Annotated in this window: 24 protein-coding genes; 2 read left to right on the top strand and 22 right to left on the bottom strand. The window is 52.3% G+C overall.

All coding sequences use genetic code 11. The features are described from left to right. Window position 1: 1 nt before the first annotated feature. The 14 genes from JNUCC32_RS30065 to JNUCC32_RS30005 form a co-directional block, all read right to left on the bottom strand. A complete protein-coding gene (locus JNUCC32_RS30065) occupies window positions 2-568 on the bottom strand; it encodes a YmfQ family protein (protein ID WP_192570625.1) in 567 nt (188 codons plus the stop codon). Continuing rightward, window positions 561-1,715: a baseplate J/gp47 family protein gene (locus JNUCC32_RS30060; RefSeq protein WP_192570624.1), complete on the bottom strand. Its 1,155-nt coding sequence runs from the start codon at window positions 1,713-1,715 to the stop codon at window positions 561-563. The genes JNUCC32_RS30065 and JNUCC32_RS30060 overlap by 8 nt, the downstream gene beginning before the upstream one ends. Continuing rightward, the gene (locus JNUCC32_RS30055; protein ID WP_192570623.1) at window positions 1,715-2,173 is read right to left on the bottom strand and encodes a DUF2634 domain-containing protein; all 459 of its coding nucleotides are present in this window, start codon (window positions 2,171-2,173) and stop codon (window positions 1,715-1,717) included. Before JNUCC32_RS30055 ends, JNUCC32_RS30060 begins: the two co-directional genes overlap by 1 nt. Further along, a complete protein-coding gene (locus JNUCC32_RS30050) occupies window positions 2,166-2,555 on the bottom strand; it encodes a hypothetical protein (protein WP_090908881.1) in 390 nt (129 codons plus the stop codon). Before JNUCC32_RS30050 ends, JNUCC32_RS30055 begins: the two co-directional genes overlap by 8 nt. Beyond that, a complete protein-coding gene (locus JNUCC32_RS30045; RefSeq protein WP_192570622.1) occupies window positions 2,548-3,525 on the bottom strand; it encodes an XkdQ/YqbQ family protein in 978 nt (325 codons plus the stop codon). Before JNUCC32_RS30045 ends, JNUCC32_RS30050 begins: the two co-directional genes overlap by 8 nt. Beyond that, window positions 3,522-4,166 (bottom strand): LysM peptidoglycan-binding domain-containing protein, encoded by a 645-nt coding sequence (locus JNUCC32_RS30040; protein WP_192570621.1) that lies wholly within the window; start codon window positions 4,164-4,166, stop codon window positions 3,522-3,524. The genes JNUCC32_RS30045 and JNUCC32_RS30040 overlap by 4 nt, the downstream gene beginning before the upstream one ends. 66 nt (window positions 4,167-4,232) lie before the next feature. Further along, window positions 4,233-6,023, bottom strand: coding sequence for a hypothetical protein (locus JNUCC32_RS30035; RefSeq protein WP_192570620.1), 1,791 nt, complete (start codon window positions 6,021-6,023; stop codon window positions 4,233-4,235). Window positions 6,024-6,040: 17 nt separating this feature from the next. After that, window positions 6,041-6,175 carry a hypothetical protein gene (locus JNUCC32_RS31745; RefSeq protein ID WP_015737373.1) on the bottom strand — a complete coding sequence of 45 codons (135 nt, stop codon included), beginning with the start codon at window positions 6,173-6,175 and terminating at the stop codon, window positions 6,041-6,043. Between the two features lie 23 nt (window positions 6,176-6,198). Next, window positions 6,199-6,633, bottom strand: coding sequence for a phage tail assembly chaperone (locus tag JNUCC32_RS30030; protein WP_192570619.1), 435 nt, complete (start codon window positions 6,631-6,633; stop codon window positions 6,199-6,201). Between the two features lie 131 nt (window positions 6,634-6,764). Beyond that, window positions 6,765-7,172: a phage tail tube protein gene (locus JNUCC32_RS30025; RefSeq protein ID WP_192570618.1), complete on the bottom strand. Its 408-nt coding sequence runs from the start codon at window positions 7,170-7,172 to the stop codon at window positions 6,765-6,767. 108 nt (window positions 7,173-7,280) lie between these two features. Beyond that, window positions 7,281-8,747, bottom strand: coding sequence for a phage tail sheath family protein (locus JNUCC32_RS30020; RefSeq protein ID WP_192570617.1), 1,467 nt, complete (start codon window positions 8,745-8,747; stop codon window positions 7,281-7,283). A 2-nt stretch (window positions 8,748-8,749) separates the two neighbouring features. After that, entirely contained in the window at window positions 8,750-8,959 is a 210-nt protein-coding gene (locus tag JNUCC32_RS30015; RefSeq protein ID WP_192570616.1) for a YqzN/YkzM domain-containing protein, read from the bottom strand. A 10-nt stretch (window positions 8,960-8,969) separates the two neighbouring features. Beyond that, window positions 8,970-9,809, bottom strand: coding sequence for a hypothetical protein (locus JNUCC32_RS30010; RefSeq protein ID WP_192570615.1), 840 nt, complete (start codon window positions 9,807-9,809; stop codon window positions 8,970-8,972). A gap of 464 nt (window positions 9,810-10,273) precedes the next feature. Beyond that, window positions 10,274-10,750 carry an ArpU family phage packaging/lysis transcriptional regulator gene (locus tag JNUCC32_RS30005; protein ID WP_015737378.1) on the bottom strand — a complete coding sequence of 159 codons (477 nt, stop codon included), beginning with the start codon at window positions 10,748-10,750 and terminating at the stop codon, window positions 10,274-10,276. A gap of 297 nt (window positions 10,751-11,047) precedes the next feature. On the opposite strand from JNUCC32_RS30005, the gene JNUCC32_RS30000 reads away from it, so the two are divergent. Beyond that, a complete protein-coding gene (locus tag JNUCC32_RS30000) occupies window positions 11,048-11,467 on the top strand; it encodes a helix-turn-helix domain-containing protein (RefSeq protein WP_009594555.1) in 420 nt (139 codons plus the stop codon). 71 nt (window positions 11,468-11,538) lie between these two features. Then, window positions 11,539-11,964 carry an ImmA/IrrE family metallo-endopeptidase gene (locus JNUCC32_RS29995; protein WP_096776604.1) on the top strand — a complete coding sequence of 142 codons (426 nt, stop codon included), beginning with the start codon at window positions 11,539-11,541 and terminating at the stop codon, window positions 11,962-11,964. 188 nt (window positions 11,965-12,152) lie between these two features. Here the strand turns inward: JNUCC32_RS29995 and JNUCC32_RS29990 are convergent, their stop codons facing one another. The 8 genes from JNUCC32_RS29990 to JNUCC32_RS29950 all read right to left on the bottom strand — a co-directional run bounded on the left by JNUCC32_RS29990 (window position 12,153) and on the right by JNUCC32_RS29950 (window position 18,576). Further along, complete coding sequence (locus tag JNUCC32_RS29990; protein WP_192570614.1) at window positions 12,153-12,890, bottom strand: hypothetical protein; 738 nt, start codon at window positions 12,888-12,890, stop codon at window positions 12,153-12,155. 235 nt (window positions 12,891-13,125) lie between these two features. Further along, the gene (locus tag JNUCC32_RS29985) at window positions 13,126-13,905 is read right to left on the bottom strand and encodes an AraC family transcriptional regulator (protein ID WP_096776606.1); all 780 of its coding nucleotides are present in this window, start codon (window positions 13,903-13,905) and stop codon (window positions 13,126-13,128) included. A 6-nt stretch (window positions 13,906-13,911) separates the two neighbouring features. Then, window positions 13,912-14,508, bottom strand: a complete 597-nt coding sequence (locus tag JNUCC32_RS29980) for a LysE family translocator (protein WP_145040708.1) — start codon at window positions 14,506-14,508, stop codon at window positions 13,912-13,914. A 137-nt stretch (window positions 14,509-14,645) separates the two neighbouring features. Continuing rightward, window positions 14,646-14,912, bottom strand: coding sequence for a hypothetical protein (locus tag JNUCC32_RS31670; protein WP_228468847.1), 267 nt, complete (start codon window positions 14,910-14,912; stop codon window positions 14,646-14,648). A gap of 284 nt (window positions 14,913-15,196) precedes the next feature. Further along, window positions 15,197-15,946 carry a polysaccharide deacetylase family protein gene (locus JNUCC32_RS29965; protein WP_192570613.1) on the bottom strand — a complete coding sequence of 250 codons (750 nt, stop codon included), beginning with the start codon at window positions 15,944-15,946 and terminating at the stop codon, window positions 15,197-15,199. Beyond that, window positions 15,943-16,533, bottom strand: a complete 591-nt coding sequence (locus JNUCC32_RS29960; protein WP_096776609.1) for a YkoP family protein — start codon at window positions 16,531-16,533, stop codon at window positions 15,943-15,945. The genes JNUCC32_RS29965 and JNUCC32_RS29960 overlap by 4 nt, the downstream gene beginning before the upstream one ends. A 386-nt stretch (window positions 16,534-16,919) precedes the next feature. After that, entirely contained in the window at window positions 16,920-17,660 is a 741-nt protein-coding gene (locus JNUCC32_RS29955; protein ID WP_192570612.1) for an ABC transporter permease, read from the bottom strand. Beyond that, a complete protein-coding gene (locus tag JNUCC32_RS29950) occupies window positions 17,653-18,576 on the bottom strand; it encodes an ABC transporter ATP-binding protein (RefSeq protein WP_096776611.1) in 924 nt (307 codons plus the stop codon). Before JNUCC32_RS29950 ends, JNUCC32_RS29955 begins: the two co-directional genes overlap by 8 nt. Window positions 18,577-18,877 lie beyond the last annotated feature (301 nt).

Here is an 18,877-nt window from a genome sequence, read left to right as displayed (position 1 = left end):
CTCAAACACCTCCTGCAAATTTGTTTAACGGCGTCTGGCCCAGCTCGCCCAAAGTCATCACGTCATGAATATCGCGTATGAGCAAGTAGTTGAACGCATACGCCACCGCCAGATGCGCTGGCTTGATCTCCTCGATCGCTGCCTTCAGATCCTCCAGATTCGGCGGGATGCCGAGCGTATCCACGAATTTAACCGTGAAGCCCCATTCCTCGGGCTGAAAAGATACCTCGACCGTGCCGCCGTCATAAGCCTCCGCCACGTTTTTCACGAGCGCTCCGGAGAAGGTTCCCGCTCCGCGCATCTTGGACTCCAGTACCGCCCGCCGCTGCTCGATCGGCTTGTTCCGGTCGGTGGGAATACCGAGCTCCATCTCCCAGCGCTCCAGGCCCCAGGTTGCTGTACGGACAAAAAACTGGTCTGCGGCTGAGTTCAGCGCCTGATAAAGCGCGTCCAGCTCGCTGCCCTTGGCATCCATATCGGATTGCATGACGCGGGAAGTCTCGTAATAGGCCGGTAGATAAGAAAACAGCTCGCGACCGCGCAAGCTGTTCATTCGGGTATTATTCACTTACGCTCACCGTCCCGAGCACCGCGACCTGACCGGAGCCAATTTCAATGTTTTGCTGCTCGGTATGGCCGTTAATCGTCAAATCCGAGTAGTCGACGATAATCGGAATATCCAGCAGTACGGCGGCAATACGAGTGTATCTTACCAACGGATCTTTCCTGTTAAAAGCAATCTGCTGTAAATACGTCCGAACGCCATCCTCGATCAGCTTCCGAATTTCGTCCATCGTCGAAGGCTGCTCCTGCGTACGCTGCACTTTGACGGAGATATCAATCGGAACTTCCGCCGCTGGCATCACGGTAATAACGGGACCCGCCGGGGCTACGCCTTCTCCCTGTCCATCCTGCGACGGGTCAATGTGCTGCTGAACGGCATCCACGATATCCGGGCTTGCCGCACGCTTGTCCGTATCCAGTAGATACAGCCCAACGGTGCCGGGCCCTTTCCACAACGGCGCCACTTCCACGCCGCCAACGCCGGCAATCTCATTGGCCCACTGCATGTACTGCGCTTTGTTGCCGCTCGTTCCCTGACTTCGGACTTTCGCGTAAAAACGCTCCAGAAGCGACTGATCGCTTTCGGTATCCGTCCCGCTACGCGTCGGTTCCGGGTTCGTAACCGATGTTACGCCGCTGACCGACGTCATCATAAGCTGAATGACGCCTGCAGGAACATTGCCGCTGCTGCCCGGCATGACAGCTCGGATTGGCGCCGAACCGGTACCCAAATCACTCAGCATAACGCCTGATGTTGTCACATACTCCACGGAGGATTCCCCGGAGCCCTCATCGGCTGGCGTAGCGACATAGGTTCCGGCAGGCACGGTCGTCCCCGGCTTCCCCGTAAACACAACGCTGCCGGACGATGCGACCGCTTCCCGCCGGGTAATCCCATGCTCTGCCGTCCTCAGATCGAGTTCGGCGGAACGGATATCTGGATGATCACTTGCCACGGTGCTTGCAAAGCCTCGACGCAGCAGCTCCTGTGCCCACAAGGCTGCTTCGGACAGCATAAACGCGACCGGCGCCTGCGCATCCCAAATAAAAGAGCCCTCCGACTTGTCGATGTCCGAAGGCACTTTGTTCAGCATGCGGTTCATAATGTTCTCTTCCGTCTGATCCAACAAATACAACGGCAAATCTACCATCAGATCACCACGCTTTCTATGATTTCCGTCTCATCCCGGACGCTCGTAATGCGGCAGCTGAAACGGCAGGCTTCTCCTTCCCAGGTAAAAAGAAATTGATCCACGCTCTCCGTCCGCGCGTCCGCCAGCAGCGCCTCGGTTACCATGCGCTGAATTTCGCTCTCTTGTAGAGATCGGTCGTAGCCTTTGCCCACCAGCTCCTCCAGCTCGCTGCCGTAATCGGGCGTATAGATCAAATGGCGGTAACGCGGCGTACGGATCGCTTTTTCGCACCAGATGACCCAGGCTTCCTTCTCATCCGCAACCGGAATCTTCCGGGTGGGAGTCATCACGAACTCGCCGGCTTCAAAATCATACCGCCAGCTCCGTCCAAAAAAGGCTCCTTCACCCTCCAGTACCTCCGGATCCGTGGCATCCGTCCAAACCATATCCTCGTTTTCGGGAAACAAATTAGCCACCGCTGCTCACCACCTTGCATACAACCACCACGTCATTGCCGCTGTTGACCCGAACGGCCAGCACGCGGTCCCCCGGTTTCAAGCCTTTTCCTAGCTCAAAAAGGGTATCTTCGACTTCATTTTCTTCCACATCAAATGTCATTTCCTGCGGCTGTCCTCCCAAAGTGGCGGTACCAGCAGCCGTATAACGGGGCAAGGACAGCATTCCTGGCAGCTCCGCCACCATATAGTCCTGCAGCTCATGCTTGAAATCATCCAGCTTAAGTCCCGTCGAGGTTATCGTGCCGAGCACGGCCCCTACGCCGCCCATGGCTTGACGGGTTTGCTTGTTCAATGAGGCATATAGGGAGGATGCCAATTGTCCATAGGGGTCTTTATTCAAGGTAAAACCTCCTTTTTACATCGTCATAACTCCCCAGCTCCAGCATCATGCTCCCGGGGTTTCCCAGCTCCCGGCTGACGGAAATCACGAGCAGCTTCATCGAGCCCAGCATGACCGCATCTCCGGCACGGATCGTATTGACATCAGGTGCATTCAGGGAGATCGTCTCCCGAATCCCCCTCAGTTTGCTTCGGGCCAGCTGGCGGGCAGCCGCAGGCGACTTCACTTCATCATCCTGAATGATCGCTTGGAGTTGGCCGTATTTGGCGATATCCTTCTCCTCGATGGCCATTATCTTGGAAGGAACCTCTTGCCCGGTCTCGCTGGCGGCTGTCGCCAGCACCTTGACCTTGGTCGCCGCGCCCTCCAAAGTCCGCGATTGCGTGGTATCCGTGATAGCCTCCAAAATGTAGACTTCTTTGTTCGTTCCCAACTCATACAGCTCAAGACCTGAAGAGATCATCCGCGGATGATACAGCTTGCCGCCGGCTTTGGCCGTCTCCCGCAAATCAGCGAACATGCTGGCATAAATCGACTGCGTCCGATAAACGGAACGCCCCAGCTGCTTCTCGGTATCGGGCAAAACGGCTATTTTCAGGTTCCAGTCCGCCGCATACTTTTTGAACCGCTGGGTGGCGGTCTGCTTCGCCGGAAACAGATATTCATCCTCCGACTTGTCGAGGTATACCGTCCGATCGTACAGCGTGAGGGTCATTCGCTTCACCCCATTGTTGGAGGTTTCCACTTCCCACACGACAGCCGGGTGCAGCAGGGGGACATAATCTTTTTTACCGTATGGAATTCCGCTGATCCGGATCGCCATTCCCGGCGAAATCGGCGGCATATCCGGCGTGACAACCAGATTGACGGTTCCCTGGTAAGCGACTTGTTCAAGCGAATCCCGCAGGTTGATAGCTTCCACCAACGGAGACAGATCGTATTGATCCTGCAAAATCACTTTGTAACTCATGACAGCACCAGCTTCCGGCCGGGTTTGATGGCGTTCGGATCTTTGCCGATCGTCTTCTGATTCAGCTTGTAGATCTGGTTCCATTTCGAGCTGTCCCCGAGCTCTAGTTTGGCGATTTTGGAGAGTGAGTCCCCTGACTTAACGGTGTACGTCTTGTTCTTTTCCTTCATGTCGGCCCGGGGCTTTTTATTTGTTCCAGATGCTCCGCTGCTGCCTGCGGTTTTGGCCACCTTCATGTCGCTCCATGTCCGGAGCGTGATGTCAAAATATACGTCTCCAACTTCCCCGCCCCGGAACGTGGACTGATGGGAGGCGACATACACCGGCACGTTCACCGCCGTCTTGGTAATGACAAATTGCAGCGGCGTTTTATATGCCAGAAACTCGTTAAGTTTATTCATCGCGGTTTGCGGTTTAATATGATCTCTCTCATGGCCTTTACAAAAAGCTGCATCATACTCTTGCGGGAAAAAGGAAGAGAACGATATCTCTTTAATCCGATTCCCTTGCGGAAAATCAAACTCTCCATAGTTGAGAATCGTGGCCGTTTCCAGTCCCTTTTGCCTTGAAATGGTTACCTCTTCCGGATTAACCGGGAATCGGAATGTCATGCCTTTGCCGTTCTTCAAAATAAACTCCACCTTGGGCCCCTCCTTTCTGTATGGATGCCTTCGGACCGACTTCATAATTGCCGTTAACCATTATCTTCAATAGGCCATCGGAGTCGGCTTCCGGTTCTGGGCTGCTTTGCTGAATTCGGCTCTCAGCCGCTGCCCGATCAGAAGAATCAATCCTTCTACATCGATCGGGTGCTCCTCATGCACCGTTACCTGCACCGCGCCTGAAGGTAGATTGTAATTCACGGTTGTCTCCGTTTTGAAATCCATCAGCAGGCCGGATATCGTGCTCATCTGCTCCGGGCTGATCTGAACGGATTGCGGGGACGTCGGCTTCCCTGCTAAAGCTTGGTTTTGCGCTGCACTCACGGGTGGACCTAAAGTACTCTGGGTAGGCGGCATATACGGGCCGTATGTCGGGCTCAATGTTGGATTCGGCAGCAGCGGCTTGCTGAAATCAGTCGGCGCTGGTTTCGGGATGATGGGAGCCGGAAGGGCAGCTGCACTCGAAGGGGGTTCCTTCGGTTGAGCAGCTTCCTTGTCTTTTTTCCCGAAGGAAAACGTTTTGGAGAACCATTTCGACACCGTCTCCTTTCCCTCGTTGAATTTATCACCGATACCGGTAATGGCGCCGCCGACCTTCTCGCCAATAAAGCTACCTACGGTGCCGCCGAGCGTTGAGCCGATCATCGTGCCTGCAACCGGGATCACGGAGCCGACGAGGCCGCCGATCGTGCTTCCGATACCGCCGCCGACGGTAGAGCCTATCGCTTGGTTTCGTTCTTTTCCCGGTTTAGCGGTAGCGATTGCGGTCGCATCGGCTATAAAACTTAATGGGCCAAGTGCGCGTTTACCAAGCCCCTTCATCAAGCCGGAGCCTAGGCCGCTTTTGCCGGCATTTTTCACTGCATTTGCTCCAGTGCTACCGTCAGCTGCCTGTTTTACTGCATCTGATCCTGCACCGGCCTTAACAGCGCTCGCCGCGCCGCCGGAAACGATGCCGCTGGCACCGCCGCCGCCAAATATATTTTTGGCTCCATCCCAAACATGTTTAAGCCCCTTCACTGCCCCTTGTCCGAACGTACCGACAGTTTCTACAAAGTCACCTATTTTTTCTGCTTTATTGCGAGCATTTCCTAACATAGTTGAAGACTTACTTACCTGTTTAGTTTCAGGAGCAGCAGCTTTCTTTGGGAATGGAATTACATTGTTTTTTCCACCCTTTTTATCTTTATAGGATATAGCAGTTTTTTTCTCAGGGGGTTTATTACCAATGGATTTAGTTTCTGCGGGCTTGTTTTCAGGAACTTTATTTCCCCAAGCTCCCTTCATGTCTTTGTACTTACCTTTCATCTGGGTTCCACTTCGAACGGTGGCGCCTACGGTGATAACACCGCCTAAAATGCCTAGAGCAGTATCCCATCCCGATTTTTTACCGCTCCCGCCGCCTCCAAGCTGAAGCGATCCAAGCGCATCCGTAAGCTTATCCACCGCAGTCGTATTCGCGTTCAGCGCAGCGATCATCGGAGAGAAATCAAGCCCTGCCGCTCGCAAATCCACCTGAACACTCGCCTCGATCTGCTTCTGCACGCTCAGATTTAGATTCGTATCAATCTGCTTCTGCACATTCAGCTTCACATTCGCTGAAGCTTGGATGACTTGCGACTTCACCCGCTGCATTTTGGCCAGCAGGTTGTCCAGCCCCTTCGAGGCGCTGTCCTTCAGCACGATTTCAGGTGCCATGCGGGTTCGTCCGATTCGCATGACGCGTCCCTGGATCCGCTCAAAATAACGTTCCATCGCCCGCAGCTCGCGGTTGGCCTTGATCACGTTTTTCGGATCGATGACCAGATTCATGCGGTAGTTCATGGCTTCAGCCATTTCGTTTCACCTCCTGTTCACTTCAAACTCTGACCGGCCATGCCCTCGATCTCCTCCTGGGAGAAAGCGAGCAGCAGCAGGCGCTCGCCTCGCGGGAGCCGCCAAAAATCTCCGGGACGAAGGTGATGCCGGACCCACAGATGATACAGCATCGTCGTCATTCCCCCGGAGCCGATCAGTTTTTTAGGTCAGCAATCTCAACTCCGAAGCCGGACAGCTCCAGCACTTTATCGCCTACGGCATCCAGCTCTCCGGCCAGCAGCATGCGGCGGACCGCCTGCTCACCGCCCGACAGCTTCAAGCGGCTCGTAATCCGGGGATCGCCCCAGCCGCTAAGCGTCAAGCCCTTCACCGACAGACTGCTCGTCGCTTCGGAGATGAGCAGCGCATTAAAGGTTTCGGTATCCACCTTTTCATCCACCGCGCCCTTTACCGTACGGCGAACCGTGCAGCGCTCGCGGATGCTGTCCACCTTGCTTGAAGTCAAGCCCTGCAGCACCATCTGCATATCCAGCCGCTTAATGCGCACCGTCTCCTCCGGCAATCTTTCCGCCGCCTCAAACAGACTGTCCAATATTTGCTCTTCGCTCATGTTCTCGTGCAAGCTCATGCGTATATCTCCTTTACTCATAAAATAGTAACCCACAGCTCAGCGGGCGACGTTCGCCCGAATCAGGCACACCATGCCGGGCGAAGCCCCGCTTATTGACCGCTCTCAAGACGTGCTTAAGGCAAACAGCCTTAAGCCCCCTGAATCGGATCCAACAGCTCGTATCCCTCAAAGGTAAATGAAGTTTCCTCCTGCACTTCTTCACCGGCTGTCCAGTTGGCCAGCTGGATTTTGTCCGGCATGCAGCGGATCAGGCGAACGCGCTCATGGCCGTAGGATTCGGGATCGTCCAGCTTGGAGATGATATCGAATTTGGTGAAGCCGCGGGAGATCATATCGGAAGTAACCTTGTAACCAGTCATCGTGCCGGTTCCTTTTTTGCTGCCGTTTTTGTGCACCGTCCAGTCGTTGCCGACCAGCTTCAGCTCGCGCTTCTCCAATTCCACGCTGGCTTCCAGCTTATTAATGTGCGTCTGCCAGACCCCGTCAATATATGCCTGGCCGTATGTCCCCATAATGACTCTTGAAGCATCCAACATATTAAGTTCCTCCTCGATTTCGATAAGTTTATAAGAAAAACGTTTATGGACATGCATCCACAGAAGACAGTCCGGTTCTCATCTTAAATGTACTGATCGCTCTTCTCGTTATTGCACGTAAAACGTGCCGAACAGCTGCTCCATCACGTCGGTCAGTTTCACGTTCCACTGCAGGAAGACCTGGTCCGGCTCCGGCGCGTTCACGGCGGAATCGCCGTAGTAGGCCGGATCGAGAATGACGTCATAACCGTCCGGCTCGATGACATTGCTCAGCGACAACGAAGCGAGATATTCCTTCACGGCGCCGATCAGCGCGAGTCGGCCTTCCTCGGTGTTGTTCACCTTGCCGATGTAGGTCTGTTCCGCGGCCAGCTGCAAATCGGCATGGATCGCATCCATTACGCGGATGGAACGGATTTTTTTCCAGGCATTGTTTTGGCCTTCCGCCGGATTCACCAGCGTGTTGATGCCGCGCAGCGCCTTCACCTGACGACCGTCGTAGAACAGGACGAATACGCCATTGCGTACGGCCTGCTCCTGCTCGGAGCGCGTCCAGCGGCGTGTCACATCCTCGAATGGCGTTACCGCGTATGTAGCGGATTGGTTCAAGCGCTGACCGGCAATAAGCCCGGCCACGTAAGCAGCCGTCTGCGCGGAACTGTAGTTCACGCCGGACAGACGCACGCCCGTACCCACATTGATGATCCCTTCATGGTTCAATGCAAGCGACCGGTCTGCGGCCAGCTTGGCTGCATCCTTGGAGATGTCGTCCGCCGCGCTTCCGCCGAATACGGCCATCACGCCGCGTCCTTCTTGACGGAGACGCTTTACCCAGGCCGCAAAGCTCTGCAGCAGAGCCATATCCGCAGCATAATCCAGGGCCAGTACGTTAAATTCCTGGCCTTCGACCGCATCCAACATCTCGATATAATCCGCATTCGTTAGGCCGCCGTTGCCGCTCTTGCCTCCAGACAGCGCGGCTCCGTTCACGTCAGCGGGAACGCCGGACGCTTCCAATGCGGTTGCCGTCACCCAGAGGTTCTCGGCATCTTCATTGATCTGAGCCGCCATCGATGCAGCGGATCCGTCCTGGCTGGAAAAGGTGCCAAGCAGCTTGGCGCCTTCATAGAGGCGAAGCTCGCGTGCGGCCGGGTCGATCAGCGACGGCTGCACCGTTACGGAGAAGCCGTTGCCACGGCTGCCCGGGTATTTGGCCTCAAGCTTCAGCACGTCCGAAGGCGTAGCTTCCGCATTTTGAAGCGTCACGCTAGCCGCTGCCGCCGTATTGTCCGCCAAACGATAAGCCAGCAGCTTTTTCGGACCGCCGAGCAAGGCCAGATAAAGCGTCTCGTAAGCGGTAGCGCCATTCTGGCTATCCGCGGAATACAGTTCGGAAATCGCGAACTCGCTTCCGATCTCCACGAACTCCCGCACCGGTCCCCAATTGGCTTTGACCGGCACGACGACCGTACCGCGACTGCCGCCCTGAACAGCCGACGCGGCTGCTGCCTTGAAATTCATATACAAACCCGGCAGTACCGGTTTATTTGTGCTTTCCCATGTTCCACCTGCCATGATTAGACCACCTTCGCTTTCATGAATTGTTGGATTCTTTCTTTGACCTCGGTTACCGTGAACTGCTCTCCATCTGCCCCATACATGGCACCCGCAAGCACTTCCGCCCGAACCTGGAACAGTTCATGGGCGTGTGCTTCAAGTTCCGCCAAGGCATATCGGGGAGCGCTGCTCCCGGGAGCTTCGGATTTGAGTGTTTTTTTCACAGCCATATTGGCCACCTCACTTTAAGATAGGATGAATGTTAACGCGCCTGATCAAGGCGGCTTCCTCCGGCGAACGGTTCTTCCGCTGGGCCAGGGTCAGCTTAATCTGACCGTCCAGAATGGGATCGGCCTGCATATCGGAGGAAATTTCCGCAACGGATACATAACGGCGTTCCTGTAAGTCCAGAACCAGCTGGACCTGGGTGCCAAGCTCCTCCACCAGCCTTGCAGCCGTGAGCTGCTCGTCCGCGGAATCCAGGGAGGCGATATGCCCGATAAAGGTTTTGCGGACCTCGAACATCGAAGCTCCCGCCATTCGGGTCTCGCAGCCGGTCATCCGCCATAATACGGCGTGATCCTCCCGCCCCGCAGGCCATGCCGTATGGTAGATGCGCCAAGGACCACCCAGCATATCTCCTGTCCAGGCTGTCAGCGTATCCAGCCATTCATCCGGCTGTCCGACGGAGCCTGCCCCGGATGCCTGCGGCATATAGATCCCGAATCGCAAGATACGGATCATGCTGCCTGAAACAGGATCAAGCTTGTCGGCCTCCGGAACACCCAAATAATGAAGCTTGAATGCACTTCCGTCGGCTCCGGCAACCCGCTTGCGGTGAAGTCCCTGAATGAGTAGATCCGCCCATCGATCCAATTGCGGCAGATCGGTACGATCCCCATGCAGCTTCAATCGCACCACCTGCCGGTACCCGGCCCATGAGGATTTCCAGACGTCCTCGCCGAGCGTGATCACGGCATATAGCGGTTCGCTTACCCCGTCCGGCGGATGCACGTCATATACATGGCCGTCAAGCTCCGGAATGAGGAATGCAACGGCCTGTTTGACCGCCCCTCTCATTCCGCGGTTTGCCGGACGCTCTCCGGTCGGCCATAGGACAGCCAGCTGCTCATGACGATCACATGCTTGTGCAATATGACCCCCTCCTTTCTTGTCATATAAAGAATCGGAAATGAGACGCTCCAGGCATCAACCGCAGCAAAAAACCGGTCCTTCTCAAGGCCGGCTCGCATCGACTGTGTGCGTGTTCGGTACGCTCTGTTTTGCTTCATTTCCGATAATACAATCTTACACCCCTAAATCGGATGCGCTGACGCCTTATGGGACGTTTCATGCTGAACTTTAAGCGGAATGTCGGCGGGAAATAGTACGAACTCATGTTCGTATTTATAGTTGATTTCCCAGTCTTAACTTGTTTTTCCCGTGAAATGCTGCCTTCTATATTAGAAATAAAAAAAACCAGAGGACGTCCATAATGGAGGTCCTCCGGTTTTGCTCGATGTGATGATCCATGCTCGCGCTTGTCAGCTCATTTTGCTCTTGGCGGCTTTCTCTAATTCCTGCAGCTTCAGCAGTCCTCTGTCCGCCAAAGCCAAGGCCAATTTATAAAAAGCACGGGTGCGGATCTTCGTATACGTGTCCTTGCTGACCGGCGGCTCGAGGATATGGTTGTACACTTTGTAATCGAATACGTCGTCCTGTTTCATGTACCGTTCCCGAATCAGGGTCTGCTCCCGCTCGCCAAGCCGTTCCACGATCGATTCGATCGTTTCGCAATACTGCTTCCTGGCCGCCGGCATATCTACATTATATATGGCAACCGCTGCCGTTTGGTCCGAGGTGACGTTGGTCGGTCCGTGGAACCTCTCCGTGTAGGATGCGGTCACGCTCATCTCCCTGACTTCGAATGTAATGGTTTTATAGATGCGATATTTTTCGAATATCGCTTCAACGGCGCTTTGGGTCTTTCTGCGATCCAATTCCGGTAACAATGGATTCATTCGGAAACACTCCCCTTTTATTGTCATGGTCAAGCTTACAATTTGCCATTTGGCAGAAGTCGGTTCTTCATCTCATGTTCGCATATTGTTCGTATTTTTCATTAATATACCACTATTTGGAGACCGGCGTAAACCTTCAAATGGACGAACTATATAGAGGAATATGGGACATCCCTCTCATTTTCTTGCCTTTTGGCAATAATCCTCTCTTTTATTTTACCTGTTGGCAAAGGATGGTAATGCGTTTATACTATATGTAGATGTTTCAGATGGACTATGGTGAGGAGTGGCCGGAACGTGGAACGCATATTTGGATCGTACTTGAAAGAGATGAGGGAGAACAAAGGCTGGAGCATCAATCAGTTGGCCCAGGCCGCCGACATCAGCGGATCGCAGATCTCGCGGATCGAGAATGGGCTGCGGGGCATACCCAAGCCGCAAACACTGCGCAAAATGGCGGAAGCGCTCGAGGTTCCCTATGAAGAGCTAATGAACAAAGCAGGTTATCTGCAGCAGGATGCCGCCAAGCACGAAGAGATACCGGCTCCCGCTTGGGCAACTTCCAGGGATAAACGGGATTTCAAGAAAATGCTCGAGGATGACGGCGAGCTCATGTTTGACGGGGTCCCTCTGAGCGGGGAGGACAAGCAGCGCATCAAGGACGTCTTGACCGGACTGTTCTGGGAAGCCAAGCAGATGAACAAACGCAAGAAATAAATCCACATGCATAAGGAGATACATAACGATTCTTACGATTCAACCAAAACCAATATTGCAGGTGAACTGCCATGGATGATCATTTACAACCTTTAATCCGTCAGCTGATCAAAAAACATCACACCAACTGCCCCTTTGAAATAGCGGCTTCCTTGGGCATACATATTCGGTTCGCGGATTTAGGCCAGACGACCAAAGGACTGTATTTCCGTAAACTAAGACGGAGATTCATCGTCATCCACAATCAGCTGCCGCCGCCGTGGCAGCGCTTCGTATGCGCGCATGAGCTGGGGCATGACCGTCTTCATAAGGGAATCAGCCGTTTTTTTCTGGAGGAGCATTCCTATTTCAGCCCGGGCAAACTGGAGCGGCAAGCGAACCGCTTTGCCATTGCCCTGTTGACCGCAGGTCTCGCGCCCGGACCCGGAGAGTCCCTGCACGAATTCTATCTGAGAGCCGGCATTCCGCAAGAAATGCTATATTTTTTTAGATTTTAAACGAACATACGTTCCTGATCAGCATCCATTCTTTACTTTCATTCAACCACCGATGGGCAAAAAAGAACCCGCCTTTGGCTTGTCGCCAAAAGCGGGCTGCTGGGGAAGCCAATGCTTCCATTGGATAAGAAATTATCCGTGAGGAAGGCAGAGAGACTTCATCTATTATTGGGTCCGTTTAACTGCGCTCATAACGGTTCAAAGATAGCAACCTGCCGCTTGCCAATCTTCAGATGTTGAATTCTTTTAAACCGGTCATGCTTTAATTTCTGGCCTTTGTCGGATATGACGGCAACCACCGAACGGGCGGGATCCAGGATCGCGTGTATGCCGTTAAAAAAATCCTCCACCGGCGCCTGGCTTCCGCCGCTCCAGCTAACCATGTCCCCGTAAGGGAGATCGGTCATGACGATCTGGGTCCCCTTGCAGGAGGCCAGGCTTTCCTCCGGTTGGGGCTGGGTAATATCGGCTTGAAAACAAACCGTTTCTTCCAAACGGGACATTCTTATCAGCTCCCGCAGTCGGTCAGCGCTTTCCAGCGCATCCTGATGGGATGGCTTATGATAGAGCGCCAACAGCTCTTTCAGCTGTTCGGTGCGTTGTTCCAGCCCCTCTTCACGGAGCAGCGACAGGTTCTTCCCGGCGATGCCGAGCACCTCCGCGTTAATATCAGAGCCGATGACGCGGCGAATGCGCCGCCCATGCAGCAGGCCCACCACCGTCAACAGATACGCCCCTCCGCAGCAGGGATCGTATAAGGTATAAGGCCCCTGTACGCCTTTTTCCTCTAATATATGAAAGCACCGCTGGGCAATCTCGCTGGCCAGCCTGACGGGAAACGACGTCGTTCCCTGCGCATTATACAGCACCCGGCCGCTCGCGAAATCCTCGTAGCTGCGCTGGGCTGATTCATAGATATATTCCATTCGAACGATTCCTTCCATCCGGCTAAAGCCTGAGTAGTTTCCAATGATTCCTCATACAGATTAACATCCCTTGGCCATATCTCAAAATCCGGTTGCGGCTCCCTGCTCACAGTTTCAACGAACGGCTTACCTTTCCCTTCGATAAGGCAGAAATGACGGTTCGGCATGCGTAAAACCGCAATAATGTCGCGGTGGAAGCATGATCACAGCTAACAGAAGCTTCAGCCTGCCGCCTCTACTTATCCAGATGGGACATATAATCAAACGCCGTCGTGCCGTACACGTTCTTGAAATGCCGGTTCAAATGGGCAAGATCCGTGAAGCCGCATTGGGTCACAGCTTGATAAACATCCCGGCTGTCCTCGATCAGATGCTTGGCGCGCTCCACTTTGCAGTTCAAATAATACTGATAGGGCGACAGCCCCGTATTCGCTTTGAAGGTTCGGATGAACTGATACTTCGACATCCCGAACTCCCCGCTCAATTCGTCCAGACGGAGGACATGCTCCAGATGATCGTGCATCATGTCTTTCGCCTTCCGCGTAAATACGCTGTCCTTCCTGCCGTCCGGGTTCAGAATATCCTCGTTAAAATGCCCCGCCAAGCCCAGCAGCAGCTCGCTGCTCTTAGCCTCCGGCTGACCCGTGAAGATCGACCTCGTCACATCCAGAATGCTCTGCCGCAGTCCCGCATGATATACGATCGGAGATTGGAACCGCACGATATCCTTTTTCTGAGTCAATTCCAGAAAGAGCTCCGGATGAATATAGATCATCACATAGTCGATGCCCGTTCGTTCCTGGGACCAGCCATCATGATTCTGCTCCGGATGGAACAGCATGACCCCGCTTTGGTAAGAAGCCTGCTGGCTGCCGTCAAGGACGTATTTCTGTATGCCGCGCAGCGTAACGCCGAGGGCATACTCCTCGTGGTAATGCTTCTTGTATTTGAAATCCGTCAGGCTTGCGGACAGCGCCGTAATGCCCACCGCTTTTTTATAAATAAACTGCTCCATCTTCCTTCACCCCTTTATGAGCTCCGGTATGCCGGATACGACAATCGCCGAATACAGCAGAAACAAAGCCAGGATCGTGTTGGTCGTCCTCCGATATTTTTGCATAATTCCTTGAAAAAGGCTACCGCACACGGCCCAGGTCATATACGCGGACAGCCCGATTAACGATACAGCGACCACAAACGCCGAAACGACAGGGCCTGCCGTATAATACGGCATCACATAGCTGGGAATGACCGTCAGCGTGAACATTACCACCTTCGGATTGATAAACTGCATCAGAAATCCGGACGTAAAAGAAGCCGTTTGGTTAACGCCGGACTTGGATACGTCCATATTATACACTTGATACGCAAGATACAGCATGAACAGGCAGCCGGCTACCCGCATGATCGGCAGAATGATCGGCATGCCGGAGGACAGCAGCTGGCCTAATACGACCGAAGCGGCGATTAATAAGAAAAAAGCGATGGAGGCACCGGCGATGTAGCGCAAGGTCTTCTTCATGCCGGAGTTCTGGACCGAAGACAGAATGACGATATTGGACGGTCCCGGCGAGAAAGCCACGATAAAACAGTAAATAAAAAACGAAGACAGGTTCATGATGATAGCTCCTAACAAAGGAATTTCCTTTGTCATTATAGAGCCGGACGCGAAGCGGGGCATAGTACATTATTGCAGCAGAACAAGAGCCGTAACGAGTACGGCCCTTAAGCGAAAATCATTTCATGATACCGTCCTTAATGACCGGACTCGTACGTCTTCGGTTGCTCCTGCGCATGCGCGCTGCCGGATAAATTGAGCAGCACGACCCCTGCGATGATCAGCAGGATCGAGAAAACTGTCTTTCTTTCATTACTGATTGGTATTTTGATTCTCAGTTGGGTAAACAAAAGATCTCCGATGAAAAATCCCAACGAGTTCCATAAATAGAGCGAAACAGCGCCGAGTACAATAATCAAAGCGCCGGAAAACGCATTGCAGGCCACTTCGATGCTTGATAGCAATGGAGAACAAGGAGTTTCCTTGCGTAAGCAGCTTCTTATCAAGGATTTTGGGAAGCGCCGACATTTGAGTCGGATAAAAACACATGTTCTGCGTCGTTAGTATCGGCGTAATGGCAAGCACTAAACCGACCGTCAAAAAGCGAAAATAATGCGCCACAGGCACGATGAGCAGCAGCAGGGCCTAAAGAGATCCGGGTATATACCAGCAGCCCCCGCAGCGGAACACGGTCGATCATGGGACCGGAAAACAATTGAATGATCATTCTTTGTTAATATTACACGCATCATCCAACCCGGAAGCCTTTTGAAAGGTCGCTGCGCGAATCATGCGGCTTATGCAGCAGTTCATCGGCGCGGACGCATTCATACCCTTGGATATGGACCGTGTCAATCACTTCCTCAAGGCTTGCGATCATTCTGCTTGGGGCATCAGGCTCCGCCCCCCAAGTATCTCCGCTGTCATGCAGCAAAATAATCGAGCCAGGCTCAAGCTGATCCAAGATCCGTTCTTTGAGCGGTATGTTCTTGCTCCCCTTGCCCCAATCCCACCCCATGATCGACCACAGCACGATCCGGTATTTTCGCAAAGCAAATAAATCGCCTAAATTCAAAATCCCCCATGGAGGACGATAAAATGCCGGGCGCTCGCCCGTGATTCGTTCGATGATATCGGCAGACCGGTGGACATGCTTATTCCGTATATGGCGCGGACTCATTAGCCAATTGGGAAGATGGGAATAGTTGTGAATCCCGATTTGATGCCCTTCCATGTGGATGCGTTTCATAAGCTCCGGGTATCGCTCCGCTTTGCTGCCCAGTACAAAAAAGGTCACTTTGATCCTTTTTTTCTTAAGAAGGTCCAGCAGTTTAGGAGTATGCAGCGGGTCTGGGCCATCATCAAAGGTAAAAGCGATCTGCCGGCCACGCCGGCCGCGCAGGGATACCCCAAATCCCCAGATCCGTGTGATAACATATGGAATGATCATATAGATAAAGACAAACATCAGCAGCAGATTCAGCATCACCATACTCATGCCGTTTCCTTAGAATAACGCAAAAGCAATGATTTTCTGGTCAGCATCAGCATTTTGGGCACAAGCTTGGGAGCATTTTTCTTCGTGCGTTCCCGGCCCACCGGATGCAGCACCTTGAGTAAAAGCCGCAAATAATAAGTAGAGAACACGCGAAACCCCTTGGATTCCAGCGGATGCAGCTCAAAACCGAGCCCGTGAATAATACCGCGGTGCAGCAGCGTTATTCCAGTCAAAGCTTTGACCTGCGCAAGCTCCGGTTCCGTCTCCATCGCCTCGCTAATTTGCGTGATCGATCTCCGCAGCATTCTTGCGGTCAAAAGTGCGGCCCGGTCAGCCCCCAGCTCTTTGGAAAGCTCCAATACCTGCCGGTTGTCCAAATGGAGTTCACCGACCCAATCCCCCGAATAAATCCACTCTCCGTCCTGGCACTTCAGGTTTTTTCCATGATGCCGGCGGATGACCAGCTTGCAAATCCCGTATCTTTTTAGTCCGGCGCTGCGCAGTTTCGTGATTTGATCAAAAACCGCTTCCCAAGCCATCCATACCGACTGAGCGCTTGCCTTCGTAATAGTAGCTAACATGTTCATTATCGGTCACATCTTTCCTTTTCATTTTTGAATCGGTCTTCTGTAGTTAGACCTCGCCTTTATTCCCTAGTTAGATGGCGGAAAACCAAAAACCCATGCCATTATATTAAAAAATGATTCTATCTTTTCCCTTTCTTGTTTCTTAATGTTTTCTTAAGTTTTAATACTGGGGATATGTACTGAAGTCTGGCGGAAAATACGCGCACCAACAAAGGCATCATGCCCAGCCTGATCGCTTTTTTATCCGAGATGGATATGCACTGCAAAATGCCGAAGCTAAGCTAGGCCGAATTCCCCGGAGTTGAACACCAAATTCATGTAGGTATCTCCGTAAAAAAGCACCCTTCTTGCAAGCGAAGCTGCCGATAAGAAGAGTGCTTTTTTAGTTAAGCTACGTCCGTCTTATCTACGTTACGGAACGAGAGATAAGCAATCAGGAGACCGATAACTCCCAAGATCAACGGTATCGTTATATTTGTGCTAAGCGAAAGACCCTGGGTGTTGTTGCTGACTAAGACCACGATAATGATCGAGGATACGATCGTTGTCGGTACGGATTTTTTTCGCATCCCGAAGAATAAAGGAATGAGGCTGAGGCACGCTGCTGACAATGTTTGGATCAACAATTGGATCCCCGTATGCAGTAGTACGCCGGCCTCCAGTTTTCCCGGAATAAACTGAAAATGGCTGTTCAGAGCCAGAATGGATATACAGATAATAAGAGTCGAGATGAGCATCGCTCCAAACGTAAGAGCCAGAGCCAGCAGCATTTTCGCCATGATCAGTTTTTTACGCTCGACCGGGTACGTAAACAATAAGCTGATCGTTTTATTTTTGTATTCCTCAATAATAAATCTGCTTAGCAAGACTGAAGCAAACACGATAAATACCGCACGGCAAAGTAGCCCCGCTATCGATAACGCATCGGCGAAACTCGCGAAAGCAGGACCTCCGCCCCTCTCCGTGTAGGCTATATCGGCGACACTCCCGAATGCAGGATCTCCGCCCCCCTCCGTGTAGGCTACAAGAAGCATGAAACCGGCGCATAGGATCGTTGCAATAACCGCCCCTCTATAAAACCAGGCTAACTTCTGCTTTTTCATCTCCATACGGACCAGCTTAAGCATACTGCTCACCTCCGCTAATCTGATGCATAAAATACTCCTCGAGCGAAGTATGCTTATGGTTTATCGATTCAATCGCCACATCATTCAGTACCAGCGCCTTGGTCAATTCCTGCTGCGTAAATTTGGACTCGTAAATGCGTATGGCTGAATCACCGACGATTTTGAAATTGCTGACTTTCAGCTGATTTTCCAGTACAAATACAGCTTGTTTGCATTGTGGGGTCACAATTTCGATATAATCTGTGTTTTCGCTGCGCATCTCATCCATAGACACTTCGCGGATAAATTTGCCGCCCTGAAGAATGCCGATCGTATCTGCAACTTGTTCGATCTCACCCAGCAAATGGCTGGAGACTAGCAGCGTCATCCGGTACTCCTTGCTCAACATGCTCAGCAAACTTCTAAAATCCTTAATTCCGACCGGATCAAGTCCATTGATTGGTTCATCCAGAATGAGCAGCTCGGGTTTGGTTATAATGGCGCGGGCCATGCCCAGGCGCTGCTTCATGCCAAGCGAAAATTCGGATACCGATTTGCCTTGGATGGAAGTTAGATTAACCATCTCAAGCGCTTCTTTAATTGCATGTTTGTTATAATAACCCATATATTCCGCATGCATCTCCAGATTTTCAATCGCTGTCATTTTATCGTAAAAAATCGGATACTCGATGATGCTGCCAATGCGTTTAAACATTTCAACCGATGAAGGCGTAAGCTTCTCTCCGAATATTTCAATTTCACCGCTGGTTGGTTTGACCAGATTCAGCATCATTTTCATTAGCGTTGTTTTACCGGCTCCGTTTGGACCGAGCAGTCCGTAAATCTGCCCCTGCTTGATATTCATACTGACGTCAGAGACAACATCTTTGCCTTTATAGGTTTTGCTGACATGGCGGGTACTGATGACATAACTCATTTATATTTGCCCCTCTCACTTATCTCTTGATCATAGTATAACCGCCAACATTTTCATATTTCTTGCGCAATTCTTACGAATCTCTTAAGTGTAGAAAGCGACTCGAAACAATCATATCACATGGAATAAAAAAAGACCGATTCACTCACAACCCGTCAGATTAATGTGCCGACACGTTCGTTTAAGAGATTTCTCATGGTCTCCCAATACGGTGGGATCGTTCCCAAGAACGAGAATCAAACAGAAAACCCTCTGACGCCAGCCATTGTAGCGTGACATCAGAGGGTTATTTCAGCTTCGT

Origin of the sequence: Paenibacillus sp. JNUCC32, assembly GCF_014863545.1 — a bacterium.
GTDB classification, from domain to species: domain Bacteria; phylum Bacillota; class Bacilli; order Paenibacillales; family Paenibacillaceae; genus Paenibacillus_AQ; species Paenibacillus_AQ lautus_A.
This window is presented reverse-complemented; position numbering and strand designations above follow the sequence as displayed.